Below are 24,298 nucleotides of genomic sequence, written 5' to 3' on the forward strand. Positions count from 1 at the left end.
GATGAATATCTCATTAGCCATTATATTTTTATTTCCTAAAGCGGACCCAATTCTTGATTTTGAAGTGTGGGACAACGGAGACGGCCCATACATTGCCGTCTGGAACTTAGAAGTTCCCCAACCAACAGAAGCCGAACTGCAAGCAGCCTGGGAAGCCTACCTGGAAGCGGAGTCTAATAAGCTCACAGAACTAACCGAAGTTGAAAAGCTTCAAAAAGAGAATACGCTGCTTAAGGCGCAGAATGCTGCTCTTTCTGAACGAGCTGATTTTATTGAAGATATTATTGCTGAAATGGCCATGAAGATCTATTAGAATGGCCTCGCCGGGTTTACTGATGGATGTCAAGAGTGGAAGTGGGTGATTATATAATGGCTATGTTTTTTGCACAGCGCGTAATCTTGGGGAAAACTAAGTTCACAGAAGTTCCGGATACTTTAAAATCTGGTGTGAAAGAAATTTTGATTGATAGCGGTTTTGAACTTCTTACTGAAGAATAAATCAATTATGACGCCTATTGTGGCGTCTATAGATAGCCCTCGGATTCCCCCGGGGGCTATCTTTATGAAACCAGAAAGAAAGGAGTGAGGCAATGGACAACAACGACGTTGCAAACTTGGAGAAGCTCCTGCCTTTGGCTGATAAATATGGGCTGGCCTATATTGTGGCCTTGATTCTGCTTATGATTTTTCTTGTACTGTTGCGCTCGATTGTCAAAGGAAATCTGGTGCCGCGTGAATTGCTCGAGCGTGCTGAAGAAGACAGAGATCGTCTGCAGAATATTCTCGACAAAGAGCGTTCCGATTTTATGGCACCTACGCTTGAAGTGCTACAGAGGTTGAAAATTGATCACACTGCGGGCGGTGTGCATGAACTAAATGAAGAAGACGGGGGAGGATAACTTGTTATCTGGATGGATCAAACAACTATCGCCCCTGCACCGGGATAGAGAGAGGGAACTAGCTAAAGCTTCAGTCAGAGTAATGTTCTCCATTCTTCGATATAAGAATGTATCCAAAGAGATTCAGGAAGAGATCCAAAATAATGGATTTGCCGAATTTCTAATCTATGATCGAGGTGTCGACAATGGGCGTCATTGATATTTTGCTTTTATTTGCTTATTCCATATCTTTTGTTTGTGCGCTGCTGCTGATAGCTGCGCTTTTTTTGTATTTTCGCAGACGTCTTCGTGCGAAGGTGGTCAGTTTGTTCATGCTTTCAGCTTTTTTCTTTCTTGGTGCTTATACCGTGAAAATGGCTGTCGCCATTTGGATTCGGTTCGGAAGTGTGTCTGGGGCGGATTCGGTGTTGGCTTCACTCAAAACAGCAGCCTGGGCTATTGCACAAACCGGAACTACTGCAGGGCTGCTCATTTTAACCTTGCTTATGTTTACCAAGCGTCACGATCTATTTGTTGTTCTATCGGAGAACAAGAAAGGAGGAGCAAGCCATACTGAGTCTATCCCAAATCAAAAATAAATCCGCTCCCCGCCTAATCGGCCTGCATTCTGCAGTACTCACAGCAGCAACTGCGTTAATCGAACGCTGTTATTCATGCGGAGTCCCGATTCTGATTACTCAGGGGCTGCGGACAATTGCCGAGCAAGACGAGTTATATGCACAAGGACGCACCAAGCCGGGAGCAATTGTTACCAACGCCAAAGGCGGATATAGCTATCACAATTATGGGCTGGCTATTGATTTTGCATTACTGCTGCCGGATGGCTCAAGCGTGTCGTGGGACATGAAGCGGGATGGTGATAAGGACCAAATTGCTGATTGGCTGGAAGTGGTACAGCAAGCTAAACTGCTCGGCTTTGAATGGGGCGGGGACTGGACCAGCTTCAAGGATTATCCACATTTTCAGATGAGTTTTGGACTTTCGCTTGCGGGTCTGCGCTCCGGCGCAAAGCCCTCAGAGGAAGCATATAAGCTGGTGAATAAGAAGGAGGAGCAGGCTGTGAAGAGTGATGTGATTGCAGTTGTAAAAGTAAACGGAGTCAAAATTGCCGATGGCTTATTAGAGAATGGCGTAACCTATGTGCCGGTGCGGGCTGTCGCGGAAGCGCTTAGGGCTAAAGTGGGTTTTGATTCCACAACCCGAACCGTGGAGATAACCAGCAACCGCTAGAGCGTCCGCAGGATCTGTACTTCGAATACTGGGAACTGTTTTAGATAAATGCGAAACGGAAAGGAATGATTTCTATGATCAAGAACGATATTCTGGATAACGTAATGGCCTTTGCATCTGTACTGGCTGTGTTTACCCTTGCTCTCGTACAGCTAATCAAAAATAATATCAATCTTCCACGTAATACTATACCTTTCATTGGACTAGGAATTGGGTTGCTTATAGGAGCTGCCGCATATCCTTTTACCGATCTGGAACTTACACTCAGGTTATGGTCTGGAGGACTAGCGGGTTTATCCGCAACAGGGTTATTTGAATTGGCCTTCAACAATCGTCCCGGGATTACCAAAAAATAACGCGTGAACATAATTGACAGCCGGCTCTTCGGAGGCGGCTTTTTTTGTGTATTTGCGTAATGTATAATTACATAATTGCTACATAAACCCGACGCGGATCAGGCATTATAATAGGAAGAAATACATATTTTTTTTAGCACTGTATAAATAGCCGGATTGGTGTATAATCTAAATTGCTGTATCGCTTTACAGCGCAATAAAGTTGGAGATTTCCAGGCAGTTTTATTGTATGATATGAGGAAAGCTTCAAATAGACAATGTTAAAAGCATTGATCCGGAAGAGGATGGGGGGAGCAGCATGACCGAACTTACGACTGCCGTCAGCAAAAGCATTTCTAATAATCTGCTGCGGCGTGACGTACGGTTCCTGGGGAATATTTTGGGCGAGGTCTTGGTTCACCAAGGCGGCAACGAACTGCTGGAGATCGTGGAGAAAATCCGTGAGTCCAGTAAATCGCTGCGCTCATTATTTTTGCCTGAACTGCACAATGAATTCAAGGAGCTAATTAATTCACTGGATCCGGAGAATCGCCACCAGGTGATACGGGCGTTCGCCATTTATTTTCAATTGGTGAACATTGCCGAGCAGAATCACCGGATTCGCCGCAAACGTGATTATGAACGATCTGCCGGGGAGACTGTACAGCCTGGTTCCATAGAGAGCGCAATTCAGGAGCTCCGGGAGCGGGATTTCTCGCATGAGGATGTTCATGAGATAATGAATGCTCTGTCTTTGGAGCTGGTCATGACGGCTCACCCTACGGAAGCCATGCGCCGGGCAATTCTCGATATCCATAAGCGGATATCCGACGATGTTATGGGGTTGGATAATCCTACGCTGACCTTCCGGGAACGTGAACAGTTGCGTGAGAAGCTGCTTAATGAGGTTATAACCTTATGGCAGACGGATGAGCTGCGCGACCGCAAGCCTACAGTTCTCGATGAAGTGCGCAATGGAATGTATTATTTCCATGAGACTATTTTTCAGGTGTTGCCGGACGTATATCAAGAACTTGAACGATGTTTGAGTAAATACTATCCGGGCCAGAACTGGCATGTGCCAACGTATCTGCGTTTTGGTTCATGGATCGGCGGCGACCGTGACGGTAACCCATCGGTGACTTCTTCTGTTACTATGCAGACTCTGCGTTTGCAGCGCAAGCTGGCTATTCGGGAATATCAGCGGATTATGCGTGAGCTGATGCAGTACCTGAGCTTTAGTACAAGTATAGTTAAAGTGACGTCTGAGTTGCTGGAATCCATTGATTCCGACCGGAGTGTTATCAGTCTGGATAAAGCGAAATCCTGGCATAACGATAATGAGCCTTACCGGATTAAGCTTGCCTACATGATTGCCAAGACGCAGAATGTTATGGACGATGAGAAGAAAGGCTCAGCGGAGCGCTACTCCTCTCCGGAAGAATTTATAGATGATTTGAATGTGATTGACCGCAGTCTGCGGCATCACTATGCGGATTATGTAGCGGATACTTACATTAAGAAGCTGATCCGCCAGGTAGAGTTGTTTGGATTTCATACGGCAACACTGGATGTCCGCCAGCACAGTCAAGAGCATGAGAATGCGATGACAGAGATTCTGGCTAAAATGAACGTGACGCAGGATTATGCCAAACTGCAGGAGAACGAGAAAATCGTGCTTCTGGAGAAACTGCTGAACGATCCGCGTCCGTTGACTTCTCCATACCAGACATACACCGAGAGTACGGAAGAATGTCTTTCGGTATACCGTACTATTTTTATGGCACAAGAGGAGTACGGCAAGCATTGTATTACGAGTTATCTGATCAGTATGGCTGAAGCAACAAGCGACATTCTCGAGGTAATGGTGTTCGCCAAGGAAGTAGGCTTATTCCGTAAAGACAACGATGGTACCGTCGTATGTACCTTGCAGGCTGTGCCGTTGTTTGAGACGATTGATGACCTCCATAATGCACCACAAATCATGGATACGCTGCTTAGCCTGCCGATCTACCGTGATGCGGTAAGGGCAATGAATGATTTACAGGAAATTATGCTGGGGTATTCGGATAGCAACAAGGACGGCGGTGTAGTCACTGCGAACTGGGAATTGCGTGTTGCTCTAAAAGAAATTACAGCCACGGCTGATAAATTTGGCATCAAACTGAAATTTTTCCATGGCCGCGGCGGTGCGCTTGGCCGTGGGGGGATGCCGCTAAACCGTAGTATTCTTGCCCAACCGGCTTCGACAATTGGCGGCGGCATCAAAATTACAGAGCAAGGGGAAGTTATCTCCTCCCGCTATTCGATGCAGGGCATTGCTTACCGCAGTCTCGAGCAGGCAACCTCCGCTCTGGTTACGGCAGCGATGCATGCAAGATTACCTGAGGCTGACCTGAATGAAGAGAAATGGGAGCAAATTATAGCGGATATTTCTGAGGTCTCGCTGAACAAATATCAGGATCTGATCTTCCGTGATCCTGATTTCTTAAGCTACTTCAAGGAATCCACTCCGCTTCCTGAGGTCGGGGAGCTTAATATCGGCTCGCGCCCTTCCAAACGGAAGAACAGCGACCGGTTCGAAGACTTGCGTGCGATTCCTTGGGTTTTCGCCTGGACGCAGAGCCGTTATCTGCTGCCGGCCTGGTATGCCGCAGGAACAGGCTTACAGAGCTTCTATGACGACAAAGAAGAGAACCTGCAGATTATGCAGGATATGTATGGTAATTTCTCTTTCTTCACCACGCTGATTGATACGCTTCAAATGGCGATAGCCAAGGCGGATCTCATTATCGCCAAGGAATACGCCGGCATGGGTAAGAATGAGGAAGCGCGTCAGCGTATCTTTGGACAAATCGAAGCTGAATTCAAGCTGACGTCTGAGCTGATTCTTAAAATCACCGGCCAGCAGGAGATTCTGGATAATGTTCCTGTCATTCAGGAATCTATCCGCCTGCGGAATCCTTACGTGGACCCGCTCAGTTATCTGCAGGTACAGCTCCTATCCGAGCTTAGAGCCCTTCGCGAGGTCGAAGGCGATGACGCCGAGCTGCTGCGTGAGGTGCTGCTCACCATCAACGGCATTGCCGCTGGTCTTCGGAATACCGGCTGATGCCTTTGCCGGTCACTTATGCACGCTAGCTGCTTATGACCTTGATCTTGTTGTCTTGGTTTTGACCTAAGCATCTTTTGTCTCTGAATTATTGTGTTGTTGTAGTTGAAGTCGGCAAAGCCGCTTTTCCAGCCCGTCCGCCTCAGTAACTTGAGGACGGACGGGCTTTTGTGTTTTATGCTTGTAAAACGAAGCTGCCAAGACCAAGCAGCTTCCGCCTTTTGCTCTCCCCCCATTGTTGCCGAGATGTATTTTGGGCGAGCAACAGGCATTGGAACTTCCGCGGATGGAGCGGCGAAGAGGAAATTTGGAATTGGAGGAGCGGTAGCGTTCGCCTTTATTGTCAGATTTCTACCGCGGGCAGCGGTCTCCAATCAGGAAATCTGACAATAACAGCGACCGGAAATCCAAATGTTCCTCGTAGCCTGCGACTAATGAGCGGACACTTTTTTCCGAATGCCACAGCATCTCCCCAATATACATAGAAGGTAACAATCCATCCCTTGATTTTTGAACAAACATGAATTACGATTTAAATGCTTGTACCGTGGACATTCAAGATATGAAATACCAAGGGCGGCAAGTCTGGGGGAGTTAACAGGTGGAGAATCTGGAAGGCAGATTGACAAAGCTCGCCTTGAAAGGCGACCAAAGAGCATTTGCCGAGCTTGTGGAACTATATAAAGACAAAATATATCATTTGGCTTACCGGATGCTGAACAACCGCCACGAAGCGGAGGATATCGTTCAGGAGACTTTTTTGCGTGTGTATCGAAATTTGGACCGTTATGATGACAAGCAGAAATTCTCAACTTGGATCTACCGCATCGGCACTAACCTTTGCATCGACAGACTTCGCAAGCGGCGGCCAACATATTCACTGGATGCCGAGATGAACGACCAGGAAGGCATTGACGGCTATTCCATGATTCCAAGCGATAATGTGACACCGGAAACGGAACTGCTGCTCTCCGAGACACAGGGGCTGATCTATGAGGCTATTGATGGTTTGCCTGTGAAATACAGGTCAGTGATGATTTTGCGCTATTTGCAGGATTTGTCGCTTCAGGAGATCAGTGATGTGCTGGATATGCCCGTAACAACGATTAAGACCCGCGTTCACCGGGGGCGTGAGTTTTTGCGTAAAAAATTAGGCCCCAAAATGTAAAAATAGATTATTTTTTATGAAACATCTGCTTGGCAGCTACGTATGTAGGTTAAGCAAGTCTTATGCGCCCTGCCCCTTTGCCTTGAAATAATTAAATAGCACTCATGAAAGGATTGGCTCCTATGGAATGCAAACTGGCCGTCTCTATGATGCATGACTACCTGGATGACGACTTGCCCGAACTGCAGCAGAGGGAATTGAAGGAGCATCTTTTATCCTGTCCAGATTGCCGTGCAAAGTTCAAAGAATTGGAACAGACCGATATGCTGATGTTTTCCCTGATGCACCAGAATCCTGTTGCCTCGGAGGAGCTTGTAGACCGGATTATGAATTCATTACCGAAACCCAAGAAGGAGCGCGCGTTTGTTACCTGGATTAAACGGCATCCTGCGCTCACGGCGGCGTCGGTATTTGTTCTTGTGATGCTGATGAGCTCCGTTACTTTTTGGAATCAGGACAGACAGCTTGTAGTCAGAGGAACCGATCTGGAACAGGTTGTCATCAAAGGAGATACGGTTATCGTACCTTCCGGCAAAACAATATCCGGCGATCTTACGGTGGAGAATGGAAAAACTCAGGTATACGGCGAAGTTAACGGCAATGTGACTGTGATCGACGGTTCTTTGTACCAGGCATCAACAGCTCATATCTCCGGGCAAGTCAAAAGCATAGACCAAGCGGTAAGCTGGATCTGGTATAAAGTGACGAACATGTTCTCTGAAGTTGCCTACCGTTAAGGAACACCTGGTTGCTTTTAGCAGAAATACTATTGCGCCTCTTTTTCCGGAAAGATGGCGCTTTTTTGTTGTCTGCAAACCTTACTGCCTCAATCTCTGTCCACCCAAACTTGCAACCTGGGCTGGAACGTTATAACCTAGATATGAACCAGAGCTTACAGAGCTTTTACATAAACCCAGCTAATATGAAATGACGGGGGTTTTGGCATGAGTTATTTTTCCGACATGACATGGAAGGATTCCATTAAAGATATAATCGACATTCTGATTGTCAGCTACATTATCTACAAAGTGCTCAATATGGTACGCGGCACCAGGGCGGTTCAACTGCTTAAGGGTATTCTGGTGCTGGTTGTAATCTGGGCGGTTAGCACCTTCCTGGACCTGTATACGCTGAAATGGCTGATGAACCAAATTTTTACGTTTGGTATCTTTGCGATATTTATCATCTTTCAGCCGGAACTGCGAAGGGGGCTGGAGCAGCTTGGCCGGGGTAAAATTTTTGGACGGTCCGCCGAGAATGACGAGGAGCTCAGCAAGCTGATCGGCGAAGTGATTAAAGCCGTGAATTATTTGGCACAGCGGAAGATTGGAGCATTAATTGTCTTCGAAAGAGCTACGGGCCTCAACGAATATACGGAGTCAGGTATTCCTATGCGTTCTGTGGTCAGCTCCGAGCTGCTTATCAATATATTCATCCCCAATACACCGCTGCATGACGGAGCCTTGATTATGCAGGATGGGCAGATTGCTGCCGCTGCCTGTTATTTACCGCTGTCGGAGAATCCGTTCATCAGCAAGGAGCTGGGTACACGCCACCGCGCGGCGATTGGAATCAGTGAAGTGGCAGATTCAGTGTCTGTTGTAGTTTCTGAAGAGACCGGCCAGATTTCGCTGGCGATCAACGGGCAGATCGTGCGTGATATTAAGGAGGAATCCTTGATATCCAAGCTGTATCAGGAGCTGCGTGTCACCTCAATGCTTCAGGAGAAACGTTCCGCTTTCTGGAAACGGAAGGGGGAGAAGAGCAATGGATAAATGGATGAAGAATAATAACTTCAACAAAATTCTAGCTCTTGCCCTAGCCATCATCCTGTGGACGATTGTCCATGTAGACACAGCACCTACTAGCCAGACTACTGTAAACACCGAATCCAAAACTATTGAAAACATAAAAATAGACGTTAAAGGTTTTGATGAGGAAAAGTATGTAATGTCAATGGATGCCGAAAGTGTAAGGCTGGAGGTTCGCGGTAAAAAGTCGGATCTGACCTTTAAGTTTTCAGACGCCTATAAAGTGTGGGTTGATTTAAGCAACGTACAGCCGGGGGATACCACAATTCCGTTACATTATTCATTGCCCAGTGGTGTAATTCTGGAAGGGACAGGGATTACGCCGAATGAAGTGAATGTGCATGTGGAGCTCCGCAACACCAAGGCTTTTCCAATATCGGTTATTACCAAAGGTGAGGCGGCTGCGGGTTATCTGGTGGGAACCCCTGTCGTGCAGCCGGCGGGAACAGCAGAGGTTACAATGGCTGACAGTGAGCTTAGCAAGGTTGCCAAGGTGCAGGCGGTCATTCAGTTGAATGGCGAAAGTGACAGCATTACGGAAAATAAGCTGAAGCTGTATGCATATGACAGCAGCGGTAATGAGATTAAGGATGCGGTCATTGAACCATCCTCCGTATCTGTAGAGCTGCCGATCACCCTTCCATCCAAAATCCTGCCGCTGGATATCAGCTTTACGGGCCAGTTGCCTGGTTCACTGGCTTTGTCTGGGGTAACGCCTGAACAGGATACGGTAACTGTATATGGTACAGAAGCGACGCTGGCGTCACTTTCGTCCTATGAAGCGACGCTGGATCTCAGCACTATTGATTCCGCAGGCACGAAGCAAATGAAGCTGGAGCTGACAACGCCGAAAGGAACCCAGAAGATCGAACCGGGAGCGGTGAATGTGTCGGTAGTGACTTCGGAGATTGCCGAGAAGACCATCGACAGTATCCCGATCAAGCTTGAAGGCGTAGATAAAGGGCTTACTGCTCAGATCACGGGCCCGGCCGGTAAAGCTGTCACCCTGACTGTATCTGGGGCCCCGAACCTGCTCAATCAGTTGAACAGGGATAATATCAGTGTAGTGGCGGATGTGGTTGGCCTTGGGGCCGGGAGTCATGAGGTGGTTCTGCATGTATCCTTGCCAAGATTCATCTCAATGAGCAATGCCTCACAGCGGCTTACGGCGACCGTAGAGCTGTTGGCTGAGGCGACGCCGGCGGTCTCTGGGGCGATAGATAAGGGTGGAAGCGTGATTGCACCAACCCCGGAACCCAGCGCCGAACCCGCTTCAGGCCAGGGCAGTGTGACAGTTCCCACGCAAAGCAGCGAAAATACCGCAACAACGACACCGGCTCCAACTGATATTCCTGCGGAGAATAATGGGACAACTGATGTTAACGGTACTGGCGATAGCGCCAACGGTACTGGAGGGACGTAACTTTTTATACCAGTACACGTCTAATGAAATATGTCATCAGCACACGCAATAAAAAATCAATCATACAATAATTCAATAAGCTATTGCAGCGTATCTAAAGGAGAAAACAAATGGGGAAGTATTTCGGAACAGATGGTGTGCGCGGAGTCGCAAACCGTGAATTAACAGCAGAGATGGCCTACAGTATCGGCCGGTGCGGAGGATATGTGCTCGCAGGTAATGTAGAGAAGCCGAAGGTTGTTATTGGCATGGACACGCGTATTTCCGGCCCGCTATTGGAATCGGCGCTTGTTGCCGGGATGTTGTCTATTGGTGCTGAGGTTATTCGGCTCGGTGTCGTAAGCACGCCTGCTGTGGCATATATTACAAGATTGCTCAAGGCGGATGCCGGAGTAATGATATCCGCCTCACATAATCCGGTGGAGGATAACGGCATTAAGTTCTTTGGCGGAGACGGCTTCAAGCTTACGGATGAAACCGAGCTGCGGATTGAAGAGCTGATGGATGCAGAGAAGGATGAGCTGCCACGGCCTGTAGGAGCCGGTCTCGGGACAGTTACAGTAGATAATGATGCAAAATATTTATACCTTGAATATCTTAAAACTACGATTTCCGAGAGCTTTAAAGGAATCAAGGTTGTACTCGACTGTGCTCATGGAGCAGCCTATGAACTGGCACCGCGTCTGTTCAGAGAGCTTGGCGCAGAAGTGATTGCCATCGGGGCAGAACCGGATGGACTGAACATTAATGACGGCTTTGGTTCCACACATCCTGAAGCTCTGCGTGAGGAAGTGCTGCGTCAAGGGGCCGATTTGGGGCTTGCTTTTGACGGGGATGCCGACCGGCTGATTGCCATCGACGACAAGGGCGAAGAAGTTGACGGCGATTTTATCCTCTGTATTTGCGGGGATGCCATGAACCGTGCCGGCAAGCTCAAGGACGGAACGATTGTTTCCACGGTTATGAGTAATATCGGGTTCTATAAAGCAACGGAGAAATTAGCGCTGAATACAGCAAAAACTGCAGTCGGTGACCGTTACGTCATGGAAGAAATGCGCCGCGGCGGATACAATCTGGGCGGAGAGCAGTCGGGCCATGTTATTTTCCTGGATTACAATACTACGGGTGACGGCATTCTGACGGCGATTCAACTGGTAAATACCATGAAATCATCGGGTAAGAAGCTCAGCGGCTTGAAATCAATGATGACCAAATATCCGCAGGTGCTTGTAAATGTGCGTGTACAGGATAAGAGCAATTACCCGAACAATCCGGCGATTGAAGCTGCAATTCAGGAAGTGGAGAGCAAGCTGGGCGACAATGGCCGTGTGCTGGTGCGTCCTTCAGGTACCGAGCCGCTGATCCGCGTAATGGCGGAAGGGCCGGATAAGGCTGAATTGGATCTTTATGTAGGGCAAATTGTCGATGTGGTACAGCGTGAATTAGTATAAATCAATGCAATTAATGTTGTAACTGGTTCAGCCGGCGAAAGGAAATGCTTGACATGGCTTCACCGGCTGAATGCTGATCTTGACCAGTTTTTTGCACAAGCTGGAAATCATTTCTCTGTTGCGTCATTGCCAAAACGATGTAAGGTGCATATAATAGATTAAGTGTCATTCCAGAAGGAAAGCGGGGATAGTAAGGTTAACAACCGTAAGCGCCAGAGCTTGATCTTGCGCGGGGGAGAAGGGACAGCCTTAAGTTGCCCATCAGGCAGGGCTTGAACGGATCACGGCAGATGTAAGCTGACGAGGTGGAGGTGTTCGAAATGTTCGGCGGGGACCTCCCGGTGATGCACCAGAGCCGTAAATGGAAACGGAAAATGCGAGGGCGACCTTTCACACAACGTTTCTGTGGGTGCAGACAGCAATACACGATTCATGGGTATGCGCAATAACGGAAAGAAACACAGAGCATTCTGCCACGGCAGAGGAGAAGACTGTGCATTTCATGAACCATATGAAGCAGATGGTATCATTTTATAGATGATACAGCCGGTTCCACTTGTTGAATAGAAATGACAACAGAATATTTGCTTTTTCTCACAAACATGCCGCACGGCACGTTTCTTTCCTTATGCCGCCCACATTACGATAACTTGGACGGAGGAAAATATAATGTGTGGTATTGTAGGATATATCGGGAATCAGAATTCGCAGGGGATCTTGATTGAGGGTCTGAAGAAGCTGGAGTATCGCGGGTACGATTCGGCAGGGATTGCCGTATTTACCAAGGACGGTCTTCAAGTTGTAAAAGCGCAGGGACGTATGGCGAATCTGGAATCGAGACTGGAAGATACACCGCTGACAGGCAGTGCCGGAATCGGTCATACCCGCTGGGCAACACATGGCAAGCCTTCCGATGCGAATTCCCACCCTCACACTGATGAGAGCCAGAAGTTCTCGGTCGTTCACAACGGGATTATTGAAAACTATCTGGAGCTCAAGGAAGAACTGATTGCCGGAGGATGCCACTTTACTTCCGAAACGGATACGGAGGTTATTTCCCATCTGATCGCCCGTGAGTATGAAGGAGATATCGTGAAGGCTGTACAAAAAGCGATTACTTTCATGCGCGGGGCATTTGCACTAGGCGTTCTGACTGAATATGAGCCGGATAAGCTGGTGGCTGTGCGTCAGGCAAGCCCGCTGATTATTGGCCTCGGGGATGGCGAAAACTTTATCGGGTCTGATATTCCAGCTTTGCTGAAATATACCCGCAAGGTATACATTTTGAACGACGGCGAAATGGCTGTATTGACACGGGATGCTGTCGAACTGATGACGATTGAAGGCAATTTTATTTCTCGGGAAATGATTACTGTCGATTGGGATGCAGTTACCGCAGAAAAAGGCGGCTATGAGCATTTCATGCTGAAGGAAATCCATGAGCAGCCCAAGGCTTACCGCGATACGATGCGCGGCCGGATGAATGCCGAAGGCAACAAGGTTATTTTGCCGGAGCTGAACCTGACTGTAGAACAGATCAAGAACATTCGCAACATTCAGATCGTCGCTTGCGGTACTGCTTATAATGCAGGTCTCGTTGGACGTAATCTGATTGAGTCGCTGGTGCGTATTCCAGTAGAGAACGATATTGCTTCGGAGTACCGTTACCGGTCACCGATTGTAACACCAGAAACACTGGTAATTGTAGTCAGCCAATCAGGTGAAACTGCGGATACGCTGGCAGCGCTGCGTGAAGGTCAAGCAAACGGAGCACATGTGCTGGCAATCACGAACGTAGTGGGCAGCTCCATTGCCCGTGAAGCCAACGATGTGCTGGTGACCCTGGCAGGGCCGGAAATCGCAGTAGCATCTACCAAAGCCTATACTTCACAGTTGATCGCATTCGCCTTGCTTGCGCTCTACTTGGCTGAAGTGCGCGGAACACAGACTGAAGCGCAGGTAACCAGAATTCTGGCTGCTATGCAAGCACTGCCGGAGCAGGTTGAACAAATTCTGGAGAAAAAAGAAGCGATTAAAACATATGCTGAGCAAATCTCCCAGCACGAGCACCTGTTCTTTATTGGACGCGGCATAGATTATGCAGTAGTTCAAGAAGGCTCGCTGAAGCTGAAGGAAATCTCCTACATTCATTCCGAAGCTTATGCGGCGGGTGAATTGAAGCACGGCACCTTGGCGCTGATCGAGGAAGGCATTCCGGTCATTGCTCTGGCTACTCAGGATTCTGTTCTGGAGAAAACCGTCAGCAACATCAAAGAAGTGAAAGCCCGTGGCGCAGATGTCCTGGCAATCACTCACGAAGAGCATGTTACCGGCCTGCTGAAATCCGTCGACCAGGCTTTCGTCATTCCTAAGACGCTGCCAATGCTGACTCCTGCATTGTCCGTAGTTACACTGCAATTGTTGGCATACTACGCTTCGCTGGCCCTGGGCCACGATGTTGATAAACCACGTAATTTGGCGAAAAGCGTTACGGTTGAGTAGGGACATCGGGGTGCTTGTTCAAAGTTGTTCAGAGACATTAATGTTGGTAACTGGTTTTTATTAAAACTTCAAATGGCAATAGTTACGGTCGTCAACCATTTTGGACAGTAACGGTATCGCTTCTAGCCACGCGGCACAAGAAGAGCAAGGTGTACGAAAGGTACATCACTCTTTTTGTGCCGCTTTTTTTGTTCTATAAAAATTATTTTTGTAAATACTAATTCTAGTAAGTATTTTAGGAGGAACATTGAATGATTAAAAAAGGGCAGTCGCAATGGAAAATTGAACAAAGACGTCTAAAAGAAGGACGCGGGCAGGGCCATTTCGCCGATTATCAGCCCTATATTAAAACGTACGATTTTTCCTCTGATGGTGTGAGGTCACGTGAATTAGGATGGAAATCCGAAAGAATTCATCATTTTATGTCACGTGGTGAATACTACTATTATCTTGTTTTAGAATTCTCTGATCGAATCGTGGATATTCGTGAACAATATCCTCTTTTACCTAAAGAGAGAACGATAGAAATTGCGAAAGAACTAAATGTTCCCCATCCGAGCGATGATAATGGAGAACCGGTCGTCATGACCACTGATTTTAATATAACTATTCTTGGAGAGAAGCATCCAGAAGATTTAAGAGATGTTATACGTACTATTAAGCCTACAATGGAATTTACAACTGCTACATTGCAGAAACTTGAAATCGAGCGTCGCTTTTTTGAAGAGAAGGGAATGGACTGGGGGTTAATAATAGACGACTTAAAGCCGTCTAGCTTATTTTTTAACTTAGATTGGATCTACGATAGTTACTACTTAAGTGCGAAAGCAGACTTGAGTCCGGATAACGTAAGTTTTGTGGTTCAACCTAATAAGCGTTGTCGATTGCATTCGATTAAAATCCCAGCTTTGTAACATCGACGATTACGCGTGAAATAATGTCGACGTTGATACGCTTTAATACGATTATGCCGTCCTTCTACTGTCGCATTCGTCCAGCGACAGTGATGGTAGTTCACGATTTCCTCTTCCCAGTTCCGCATCGTTTTGCACGGCTTCATGCTCGATACCTTTCCCTTGCTGACACCAACGAATAAAACCAAGCCGTGCTACATCGAAGCTCGGCGAATAATCATACCACCTTGAGAAGGATTCTTTCCATTCCCATACCTCACGCAGCAGCGGAGAGAAGGCCAGCAGTTGATCTAACTGAGTTCTGCTCTTTTCCGGTAAGGAATCTGCCGGCGGATTTAGCAGTCGGTGATGACTTTTCAAGATCCCTTTCGCCCGGGGAGAAAGGGTAGATTGAACGGATTTCCGGACAGCTTGGACACTTTCAATGACATACCCATGGACGTGGAAGCGGTCAGCAATTCGAATCGCCTTTGGAAAACACTCACTGATCCAAGTATGATACGCTTGAGCCAGATCCATGACGACAGCCTTGGGATTGAGGTTTAAAAATTCAGAATGCTGTTCGGCATACGTGCGTAGCGCATCCAGCTTTCGCCCCAAAAGCAGGTCTAGCATGGTTTCGCCTCGAAGATCGTGAATCCCGGTGTTGTACGTGTGTCCCTTTTTAATTGCAAAATCGTCGATACCGAGCACCAGATCCGTCTGCTCTTTCGCTTGATGCCATGCTTGCTGAAGCAAACGCTCGCTCTCTGCTGGAAGGGCTTCCTGATGCATGCGCTGAACGGTGCTAGCTGGAGCTTCTTGCATTCTGGCACTATGTGCTGCCGTGGAGACCAGCGCCTGATTTACGGTCTGCAAGCGAAAAGCACGACTGTAGCGTTCCTTGGAGCCAACACACGAATAAGACCAAACAAAACCAATATTGCACCGAGAGCAGGCCAAACGCACCGAGGGAATATGCAAAAAGCACTTTTTACCAAAAATTCTGACATGACGAATCTTACGCGGCGTATTACGGCCGTCTCGCTTTACCGCTTCTTCGGAGTGGCAGAGGGGACAGGCCTGTTTGTAGGCTACCGGTGAGGCTTCCAAATGTACTTCTGTTTCGTGGATCGAGACAACGCTATGAAGTTGTAGCTCTGGTAATCCAAGCAGTTCGTTGATATACCGGATGGGCATCTGTCATATCCTTTTCGTGTTGTTTGGTAGGACTCACAACATTACAGGATTTGCAGGTGTTTTTCTATTTATATCCACACTTTTTCTCCGTTTCAATTTTCAACCGCTAATTTTGATTTTGAGCCGGTATATTATTTATTTTTTTGAATAAAGTGATATGATGGTTTTACTATATATTTGCAGAGGAGGACTACATTGTGAAATGAGTGGGGCTATGCTGTAAGTTCTTCCGAGTTTTGCATTCACCTGAGGCCAAGCAACTCAAAAATATAACGCATACGATGTATTAGGACTGGCACTTCAGGTCCGCTTACAAATGACAACTTAAAAATAACCGAATTAGGTTTTTAAATGAATTACAAACCTAAAACCAAACCGAAGGAATCAATTCTATAAAGTAACGATCCTGCAAGGAGCATGAAGCAGCGTCAACCTCTTGAGAGGCAGAACGATGAAATGTTAGGGCTGTACTATCGTGACAATGTGGGGCAAGTCGTCAGGTTTCAATATCCAGAGTGCGATCACAGGGAATATTTCAGGATTTGGGATCAACTTCCTTTATTCTCTATTCCTGCCACCGGATTGACAGAAACAAGGGGAGGTATAATACTTTTATGCGTAGTAGAAAGGTTCTTTTAACATTAAGAATTACATTTGCTGCCATACTTATTTTTCTCATATTTCAAAGTTATGGTAGCACTCTTCGAATTTTGTTAAGTTCCGAAACAACTTTAGGAAATGTGGTTACCGTTCTACCTGAAAAGGATATAACAACACTTACTTTTCTTGCCGGAAATGACATAAAAAACGAAATCAAACTTACAGACGATGATATTCTTAGCGATATGATTAATCGACTTTCTAACTTGGAAGTCAAGGAAAAGATAAAAAGTGATCAAAATCCAACAGATCAGTTTGACTCGATATGGTTAGATGTTCAGGGAACCTTAAAAGTTATTCTGAATGTCTCAGAAGATAGGAATGAACTGCTTGTAATTGATCTTAACGATGAAAAAAAAATCAATCGTTGGTATTCTATCATTAACAAAGAGGATATTAATAATTTAGTGAGCACGATAATGGAAAAGAAAATAAATTGATAATTTTAAAAAAACCATGTCATTTTCATGACGGGTCGGGACTGCCCCTATAACGTGAGACAAAACAAAGCGCCTTCAAGAGGATGAAACCATGTCGTAAGATATGGAGATAATCTTGGAGGTGTTTTTGCGTAGGCAATACGAGTTAACTACAGTAGTAATTAAGATGAAAGCCATTGAGATGAGATTAGCCGGAGTTCCAGTGCGGAAGGCCATGGAGCGACTAGGCATCCGAAATGTGACTCAACATAAGGGATGGATGATGTGGAATCGAAAAGATAAAATTCAACGTCTACAGCAGCCTGTAGGTAAGCAATATAGCTATGAGAAAGGTCCGGAACACTCTTCAGAGCACGAAGAAATTGTGGCTTACAGTATAGCAGATAAGAAAGACACTTCTTTGGATTTGGATAAGTTAAACCAACTTTCTAAGCAGGAAAAAATGCTCCTCCAAAGTAAACAGAGCAGTGTCTACACTTCCTTTGCGTACCAGGAGGCTATAAAGGGGAAAGGCATTACATGAGCCTGTCCCGCAAGGGAACGCTTGCTGATAATGCCCCCATTGAATCGTTTCATTCCACGCTAAAGACTGAAACGTTCGATCTCGAAGGGTTAACCTGTATAACGACAGCAATCATTGAGTAGACCGTTCGAGACTACATTACCTACTATAACTTAATTCGAATTCAAAAGAAGTTAAAAACCAGTCGCCGATTAAATTCCGACGACTGGCTGCTTATTCTTATAAGGTGTTTTGATCCCAGTCTATTTACAGGGGTCAGTCTCATAAAACCAGACAAGGCATTTTTAATTAGCATTGATCCAACCCGAAGGTGTATGAAGACGAGTAATTACACCATAGCCGGAAACAAATCTCCAGTTATTGGCACTATTGTCATAAGTGTATTCTAAAAATGGAAGGCGAACTTCAATTTGATCATATTTAGCGCTACTATTTATAGTAGTGTTTACATTTGCAAGAAATTGCAGTCCTGAATTTGCCATGCCTTCGACAGTCGCTCTTTCGTTAGGGATCATTGAAGCAAATAGGGAGGCAACACCCAATGAAAGACTTGGTACAGTTTTCTTAAAGAGCAGAATAGACAAGACTGAAGTAACTGCAGCCATAGCAGCAACGAGATTAGATTGACTTGGTACCTTGATACCATGCTGAATAATAGCATTTTGTGCTGTAATCGCTTCGGTCACTTGGGCTTTGGACAATACAACAACCTGGGTATACTCATTTGTTAAAACGGACATTTATATTCCTCCTGTTTTGTATTTAACCTAGCGGGCATTCTAGGCTAAACACTTAGTTTAGTTAAGGTAAGAAAAGTGCCCTTACTTTCCTCCTCACCTAGTAGGGAGATTTTGAATATCATGTAACAACCAAGGTAGAAAAATTTAATAATTTATGTGTTTTGCTTCTTTTCGTTTCGTCGTCTTCTCAATACATAACACGACGAAAATGATATAATTGGAAATAGAGAAGCCGCATTCCACCGTTTCATAAGGGCAGAAAATTTCGTCGTGTTATCTATTTTGGTTAAAAGGAGCCAATCATGTTTGAAGAATTTTTACAGCAACTAGAGAATTGAGGCGTCTCCTAAAAAACCATTACCAGTTGAGACAGAATCCGCGATCCAAAAAGATATTGCCGATTTCAAAAGATATCTATTGGTTGCCTGTGGGAGGAATGGAAAGCCGGCTTCACCAGCAACTAATCAATTAACGTTTGTCCACTTAAATGCCATTTTTAGATTTTTTGCCGAACAGGGATACATACCAGACAATCCAGTGGGGCCAATTAAAAATCCCCCTAGAGCTCGTCGCATTCCGAAGTGGCTTTCATGGAATGAACAGAACTTTACTTCGTGGGGTCCGGACCCAGGCGAATAAACGGGATAATGCGATTGTGCTGAGTTTTCTTCGATTGGGGTTACGAGTCCATGAGCTTTGCGATCTGCAGCTCACAGATTTAACGTTAAGCGATCGGAAGGGGACAGCATATATCAGGGGTAAAGAGGATAAAGATCGAGAGCTGTCGGTTAATGCCGAGCTGCGCGCTGCCCTGCAGGGGGACCTGAATGAATGAATTCGACCAGTCCTTACCTGTTCGTTTCAAGGCGGTCCTCAAAATCCTCTGAACGAGGTATTCAGCACATTATCGAAAAATACCGTGATCGAACAAAAATCAAGCATTTATCTTGTCACTCACTCAGGCATACGTTCGGGCATGATTTACTCGCCGCTGGTAATGATCTGCAGAAAGTGGCCATGCTAATGGGGAACTATAAAGAGGACGGAACTCCGAATATTGAAATGATTGAACCTGGCCCCTTATGGGAATCTGAATGTGAAGCACTTTTGCAGAATAGGGAAGTGTCATTCAATGAAATGCAGATATTATTCACTCCAATTTATATGAAAGAAAAGCTCGCATCCAGTACGCTTAGTGTAGATCATATTTTGAGTAAAAGTTTTAGTGAACAAGAAAGAGTGGACATTCTTAAGAGTGCAGAGTATTTGATCACGAGAAAGTATGGGAGGTAATAGTTAGATCAAATATATACTTTGAGAAAGTTTTTCTAACTCTTGTTTTGCTGTAAAATATATTTGAAGCAGTTTGATTAGAACATAACTTTATTGTAAGTAACCTCACGACTATTTTTGGTCATTTTTTGTCTTAGAACAAAACTTTATTGTAATTAAAAAAAATAGAAAATAAAAAAACGTTGATGTACCAACGGGTTAGAGAACAAAACTTTATTGTAATGACACATATATGTGTCATTACAATAAAGTTTTGTTCTGTACAATTAAGTTTTGTTTTAAGAGAGAAGTTCCAATGGAGTTGTGTTTATAAATGGGGAATATGTTTTTATTCGTCCAGTTTTTGTTCAAGATAATGCTATATAAACCAAGACTCTATTGTGAAAATACGGCAGTACAATTGCTGCAGAGAACAAAACTTTATTGTACCTGCAAACGGGAAAACGAGGGGGTTACCCGCGTGTTTCCCGGCGATCCAGGTGAATCGCCATCTTCTTCATGTTCTGTACAGCTGCTGTCATCAGTGCAAGGACCCTTGAATTTTACTAAAAATGAATAAATAAGGATGATATACTTTAATTATTTATATATTATAAAATAACCCATCTATTGCAACTTTTCGGGTTGAACAGCGTCTTTATAAATATCTGAATTTTCAGGATACTTGGAGTAAGTCATAACCAGAATGTTTCAAAAAAGGAGGATAAATAAATGAAAAAGAAAGTAGCAGCCAGTTTTCTGCTTACTGTAGCCCTGTCGTATACATTGCTGGGCTCTTCATTTGCCAACAGTACTTCCTATAAAGTGTCTATAAGCGGTTCCAGTACTACTTATGATGGACAGGTGGTCTCAGGACGGGTGCTTATTCCTGTGAAAGCCATCCAAAATTTCAAAGGGATCAAGATGAATTGGAATGCTGCGACCAAACAGCTCAAACTGCAAAAAGAAAATTCCACTGTTCTGCTCACCGCAGGTAAAAGTGTAGCGTTAGTTAATAATAAATCCGTTAGCTTAGATGTACCTGTTACAGTAATAAACGGAAGAACCCTTGTTCCAGTTCGGTTTGTGTCGGAGTCATTAAATTACAATGTGGAATTAAATCCATCGAACAAGCAGATCACTATTTCTGAACGTGCGAATTCAGTTCTGAATGAAAATTACAAAAGTAATAACCTTGCGATATCCAGGATTGCTGCTTTACAGTTTCCTATCAATAATTCGGGAATGCCCATGTTGACAGCAGATGACGAAGGTTTGAATTCAACCTATTATTTTCCGGAAGGAAAATCGGACAGTTATTTTATCCAAACAGCAGATCTTGTTTATTATTATGAGATTAAAGGCGGTCAAGCCAAGCTGATGTGGGAAGCCAATCTAGATACCACTAAGAAATCTGCAGCAAAAGATATCACTAAGTTGTTCGGATATCAAGTCGAAAAACAGTATGGGACAGCGCCCCAGTTGTCCGAGAGATATGTCTTTTTTAATGTAAACCTGTTTACTTATATGATTCAATATGGATTTGCAAATTCTGATGGACAGATGTCGGAGCTGGGATCGCAAAAGAGCAGTTCTGAGGTGATTCAGAATAAGAACTTTGTTAGAGAGATTGATGAGGAACAACCGATTAGATCGTAATCCTATATAGTGTAAAAATATATTGCTGTGTCCTAACTTAAGCTTTAAGTGAGGCGTAGATCCGGGAGTTAGCCAAATCGGAAGTAACAGTATAGTCGGCTGGTGCAGGAGTTGAACCCGTATAACCTTGACTTGCCCGCGGAGTGTGGAACAGCTCAGGAGCTCCTCCTGCGGTGTTTGTAGAATTGATAGCTACCCAAGTATTTGCTGTGTTTTTATAGCTCATATTGGAGATGCTAAATTGATTATGAAAGGTATTCCATGCAGGCAGACTTGTCGGCAAGGAAGTATAGTTCTGCTGGTCCGTCGCCAAAATGATTCGTGCATTAGTAAAGTTCTGATCCAGGTAGTTATTAGCAGTCGTGTAGACTGTATGATTATTTACCTGGAATATCATTTTTTTGTAGGTAGGGCTGCTTACAGTTTCGTCGATAGTTACCTTCAGATTGATGATTTCCCCGTCACTAAACTGCAGGTTAGGGCCGGAGGCACCGGTCTCACTCGAAGTTTCAGAAGCAACGGTCCAATGCCATTTATAAGCACCGGAAGGATCCTTAAAGTCCAGACTGTTCTGAACAGAAACACCTGCTTCAAGCGGCCCTAGTCCTACATAAGCCGTAATATACGATTCAATAGAAGGCATAGTCTTTGCACTTGGCAACTGTATCGTAGCCTGGAATCCGCGTCCGCTATTACTTGCAAGAACCTTTACAACTTTAGCATATTCGTATAACGCCATTTTTTACCACTCGTATTTTTGATTGTGTTTTTGAAGAGCAATACTGGGGGAATCACCTCAGCACGCTATTCCCTAACGTCTTGGCCTTGGCGCCTTATCGCCTTCATATATAAGGAGTGTAAGCAGCCTTTTTTACAACAGATAATTTAAAATTATTTGAAATCATACGTGATTGGCTGATTTTGCTATGTGGTGATAAAATAAAAGACTAAGAATCTTTTCAAATACAATGCAGGTGCCTGGAAATTTGAAACCGGATAAACGGAGATACTATTCAAAGAAAATAAAGGATTAGACTCGCGGGGCTTCATTAAGCTAATGGGAAACGTTAGTTGAACAACAACAGCGGCAGTCTAAGACTTTCTAAAAGCTGACGATTCTTCAATTCAAATACGTTTTTAAATGCTGTCCAGTGACATTAAAGATGGCATTTTGAGTTCAGAATAGCCAAAAAAACAATATCTAAATGGTCCCGTTGATTTTTAAATCAATCGGGGCCATTTTTGCTTCATACAGGTAAATGATCCCAGATTGACAGCCCCCCAAGCTATACCTATAATTTAAAGCAGATTATGAAAGCTGTTTCATTTCTGAAAGAAAGATATGACTCTGTGAGATGAAGCCCCCTTAATTAAGCGGGGTTCATTTTATTTTTTAGCGTATTTTGTTCCACAAAGGAGAATCCATGGACACAACGCTCTGTAAAATATTGGTGGTGGACGATGAGATGCTGGTGCGGCAGGGGATTATTCATCTGCTGGACTGGGAAGGGGAAGGGTTCCAGATTGCGGGGGAGGCTACGAACGGCAGGGAGGCTCTGGAGTTAATTGAGCTGCAGCGGCCGCATATTGTTCTGACGGATATTGTTATGCCCGTGATGGACGGCGAGGAGCTGATCCGGCTCGTCAAGGGGATGTATCCGGAGATTGAAGTGATTGTGCTCAGCAGCTTCAGTGAATTCGAATATGTGCGTTCGACCTTCCAGAGCGGGGTGGCCGACTATATTCTGAAGCCCAAGCTGGAGGCGGCATCTCTGCTGGCTGTGTTGAAAAAGACCGCGCAGCGTATTCCGCTGCTTCAGTTTGACTGGCGGGGGGACAAGGCACAATCCGCCGACTACATTCTGGATAAGCTGGTCTCCGGCTTTCCGGTGGAGTATGAAGCGGAAGCGCTGCAGGCGATATTTCCTTTTCCCGGCTACGTGCTGCTGCTTGCGGACATTGGCGACGATGCTGCAGGGGGTGGCCGCAAGGAAGAATGGCTGGAGAGCAGCTTCCGCTCCCTGTTGCAAAATGGAGACCGGGTGACCTGCCGCCGGCTGTCTCCACTGGAGGGGCATATCCGCCTGCTGTTTAATCTGGATGCTGACAGGCGGGAGGCGCTGCTTACGCTTGCGGATCAAGTATTCACAGCGGGTATACGGGCGAATATGTTCCAGAATGTGGCGGTCAGCCGGACCTTTACGGAGCTGAATGAACTGCATACGGTTTATACGGTTGATCTGATGAAGCTGCTGGACCGCCGGTTCTTCCTGCCGGACCGCTGTCTGCTGGTGGATAGCGGAGAGGAGGAACGCCCGGGCCCAGTTTTTGATCAGGAGGCGTTCGCGGCCGAGCTGAACCGGCAGGAATTTGATTTAGCTTTTGGACGCTTAAGCTCATATGTATCGTCGATGTCCGGGCGGAGACATACGGGAATGTTCGAGTTCAAATCGTTCCTGTGCCACAGCATGTTCCAGATCATCGGGATGCTGCTGCATTTCCATTATGAGGCCCGGGCCTTGGATGACAGCAAGTACGAGTATTTCCGCATCATTCATGAGGCCCGGCATATCGGTGAAACCGAGGCGCGGCTGGAGCAGTTTTTGCAGGATGCCACGGAATGTGTAACCAAGAACCGCAGCGGGACACCGGCGATGCAGAAGATACTGCTGTATATCGACGAGCATTATTCCGGTCAGCTTACGCTGACGGAGGTCGCCAAGCAGTTTCATTTCAACCCGTCTTATCTGTCCAACTATTTTGCGTTACATAACAAAGAAGGCTTCAACGAATATTTAAACCGGGTGCGGATCGAAAAGTCATGCCTGCTGCTGAAAGAAAATCCCGGTCTGTCCATTTCCGATATCAGCAGTCTCGTGGGTTATTCAGACCACAGCTATTTCACCAGAGTGTTCCGTAAGCTGATGGGCATCTCGCCCAGCCAATACCGGAAAGGATAATGCAGCAGGGAGGCGCCCGA

General features: G+C 45.7%; 21 protein-coding genes and 2 pseudogenes. 20 read left to right on the forward strand and 3 right to left on the reverse strand.

The window, feature by feature from the left end; all coding sequences use genetic code 11:
• The first annotated feature begins 1 nt into the window (after window position 1).
• From B212_RS30415 to B212_RS0100645, 14 genes are all read left to right on the forward strand, one after another.
• Complete coding sequence (locus B212_RS30415; RefSeq protein ID WP_019908299.1) at window positions 2-313, forward strand: XkdW family protein; 312 nt, start codon at window positions 2-4, stop codon at window positions 311-313.
• 35 nt (window positions 314-348) lie between these two features.
• Window positions 349-498, forward strand: coding sequence for a hypothetical protein (locus tag B212_RS34210; protein WP_156830035.1), 150 nt, complete (start codon window positions 349-351; stop codon window positions 496-498).
• Between the two features lie 92 nt (window positions 499-590).
• Window positions 591-899 carry a hypothetical protein gene (locus B212_RS0100590; RefSeq protein ID WP_019908301.1) on the forward strand — a complete coding sequence of 103 codons (309 nt, stop codon included), beginning with the start codon at window positions 591-593 and terminating at the stop codon, window positions 897-899.
• A gap of 185 nt (window positions 900-1,084) precedes the next feature.
• Window positions 1,085-1,477: a hypothetical protein gene (locus B212_RS34215; protein WP_019908303.1), complete on the forward strand. Its 393-nt coding sequence runs from the start codon at window positions 1,085-1,087 to the stop codon at window positions 1,475-1,477.
• Entirely contained in the window at window positions 1,449-2,129 is a 681-nt protein-coding gene (locus tag B212_RS0100600; protein ID WP_028530523.1) for a M15 family metallopeptidase, read from the forward strand. The genes B212_RS34215 and B212_RS0100600 overlap by 29 nt, the downstream gene beginning before the upstream one ends.
• A 74-nt stretch (window positions 2,130-2,203) precedes the next feature.
• On the forward strand, window positions 2,204-2,485 hold the full coding sequence (locus B212_RS0100605; protein WP_019908305.1) for a holin: 282 nt from the start codon (window positions 2,204-2,206) through the stop codon (window positions 2,483-2,485).
• Window positions 2,486-2,783: 298 nt separating this feature from the next.
• Window positions 2,784-5,576, forward strand: coding sequence for a phosphoenolpyruvate carboxylase (ppc, locus tag B212_RS0100610; RefSeq protein ID WP_019908306.1), 2,793 nt, complete (start codon window positions 2,784-2,786; stop codon window positions 5,574-5,576).
• Between the two features lie 601 nt (window positions 5,577-6,177).
• Window positions 6,178-6,744 (forward strand): RNA polymerase sigma factor SigW, encoded by a 567-nt coding sequence (gene sigW / locus B212_RS0100615; protein WP_019908307.1) that lies wholly within the window; start codon window positions 6,178-6,180, stop codon window positions 6,742-6,744.
• A gap of 122 nt (window positions 6,745-6,866) precedes the next feature.
• The gene (locus B212_RS0100620; protein WP_019908309.1) at window positions 6,867-7,481 is read left to right on the forward strand and encodes an anti-sigma factor family protein; all 615 of its coding nucleotides are present in this window, start codon (window positions 6,867-6,869) and stop codon (window positions 7,479-7,481) included.
• Window positions 7,482-7,688: 207 nt separating this feature from the next.
• Window positions 7,689-8,519: a diadenylate cyclase CdaA gene (gene cdaA, locus B212_RS0100625; RefSeq protein WP_019908311.1), complete on the forward strand. Its 831-nt coding sequence runs from the start codon at window positions 7,689-7,691 to the stop codon at window positions 8,517-8,519.
• Window positions 8,512-9,978, forward strand: coding sequence for a CdaR family protein (locus B212_RS30420; RefSeq protein WP_019908312.1), 1,467 nt, complete (start codon window positions 8,512-8,514; stop codon window positions 9,976-9,978). Before cdaA ends, B212_RS30420 begins: the two co-directional genes overlap by 8 nt.
• A 110-nt stretch (window positions 9,979-10,088) precedes the next feature.
• On the forward strand, window positions 10,089-11,429 hold the full coding sequence (glmM, locus tag B212_RS0100635) for a phosphoglucosamine mutase (protein ID WP_019908313.1): 1,341 nt from the start codon (window positions 10,089-10,091) through the stop codon (window positions 11,427-11,429).
• Window positions 11,430-12,098: 669 nt separating this feature from the next.
• Window positions 12,099-13,931 (forward strand): glutamine--fructose-6-phosphate transaminase (isomerizing), encoded by a 1,833-nt coding sequence (gene glmS, locus B212_RS0100640; protein ID WP_019908314.1) that lies wholly within the window; start codon window positions 12,099-12,101, stop codon window positions 13,929-13,931.
• A 251-nt stretch (window positions 13,932-14,182) separates the two neighbouring features.
• Window positions 14,183-14,845, forward strand: coding sequence for a TnsA endonuclease N-terminal domain-containing protein (locus tag B212_RS0100645; protein WP_019908315.1), 663 nt, complete (start codon window positions 14,183-14,185; stop codon window positions 14,843-14,845).
• Here the strand turns inward: B212_RS0100645 and B212_RS30425 are convergent.
• A pseudogene (locus B212_RS30425) lies at window positions 14,794-16,024 on the reverse strand (ISL3 family transposase). The gene B212_RS0100645 and the pseudogene B212_RS30425 sit on opposite strands and share 52 nt — an antisense overlap.
• Window positions 16,025-16,638: 614 nt before the next feature.
• Here B212_RS30425 and B212_RS0100655 point away from each other — a divergent pair.
• Both B212_RS0100655 and B212_RS35855 read left to right on the forward strand, forming a co-directional pair.
• Complete coding sequence (locus B212_RS0100655; RefSeq protein ID WP_019908318.1) at window positions 16,639-17,124, forward strand: hypothetical protein; 486 nt, start codon at window positions 16,639-16,641, stop codon at window positions 17,122-17,124.
• 103 nt (window positions 17,125-17,227) lie between these two features.
• A pseudogene (locus tag B212_RS35855) lies at window positions 17,228-17,882 on the forward strand (IS3 family transposase).
• Between the two features lie 49 nt (window positions 17,883-17,931).
• Here the strand turns inward: B212_RS35855 and B212_RS0100670 are convergent.
• On the reverse strand, window positions 17,932-18,387 hold the full coding sequence (locus B212_RS0100670) for a hypothetical protein (RefSeq protein WP_019908321.1): 456 nt from the start codon (window positions 18,385-18,387) through the stop codon (window positions 17,932-17,934).
• A gap of 595 nt (window positions 18,388-18,982) precedes the next feature.
• Here B212_RS0100670 and B212_RS32885 point away from each other — a divergent pair.
• The 3 genes from B212_RS32885 (at window position 18,983) to B212_RS0100685 (ending at window position 21,318) form a co-directional block, all read left to right on the forward strand.
• The gene (locus B212_RS32885; RefSeq protein WP_019908323.1) at window positions 18,983-19,222 is read left to right on the forward strand and encodes a tyrosine-type recombinase/integrase; all 240 of its coding nucleotides are present in this window, start codon (window positions 18,983-18,985) and stop codon (window positions 19,220-19,222) included.
• Complete coding sequence (locus tag B212_RS32890; protein ID WP_019908324.1) at window positions 19,219-19,680, forward strand: tyrosine-type recombinase/integrase; 462 nt, start codon at window positions 19,219-19,221, stop codon at window positions 19,678-19,680. The genes B212_RS32885 and B212_RS32890 overlap by 4 nt, the downstream gene beginning before the upstream one ends.
• A gap of 711 nt (window positions 19,681-20,391) precedes the next feature.
• Window positions 20,392-21,318 carry a copper amine oxidase N-terminal domain-containing protein gene (locus B212_RS0100685; RefSeq protein WP_019908325.1) on the forward strand — a complete coding sequence of 309 codons (927 nt, stop codon included), beginning with the start codon at window positions 20,392-20,394 and terminating at the stop codon, window positions 21,316-21,318.
• Between the two features lie 37 nt (window positions 21,319-21,355).
• On the opposite strand, the gene B212_RS0100690 is transcribed toward B212_RS0100685, so the two are convergent.
• A complete protein-coding gene (locus tag B212_RS0100690; RefSeq protein ID WP_156830036.1) occupies window positions 21,356-22,057 on the reverse strand; it encodes a hypothetical protein in 702 nt (233 codons plus the stop codon).
• Window positions 22,058-22,742: 685 nt separating this feature from the next.
• Here B212_RS0100690 and B212_RS0100695 point away from each other — a divergent pair.
• Window positions 22,743-24,278 carry a response regulator transcription factor gene (locus B212_RS0100695; protein ID WP_019908327.1) on the forward strand — a complete coding sequence of 512 codons (1,536 nt, stop codon included), beginning with the start codon at window positions 22,743-22,745 and terminating at the stop codon, window positions 24,276-24,278.
• The last annotated feature ends 20 nt before the right edge of the window (window positions 24,279-24,298 follow it).

The organism is Paenibacillus sp. HW567 (assembly GCF_000374185.1).
GTDB lineage: Bacteria > Bacillota > Bacilli > Paenibacillales > Paenibacillaceae > Paenibacillus_AQ.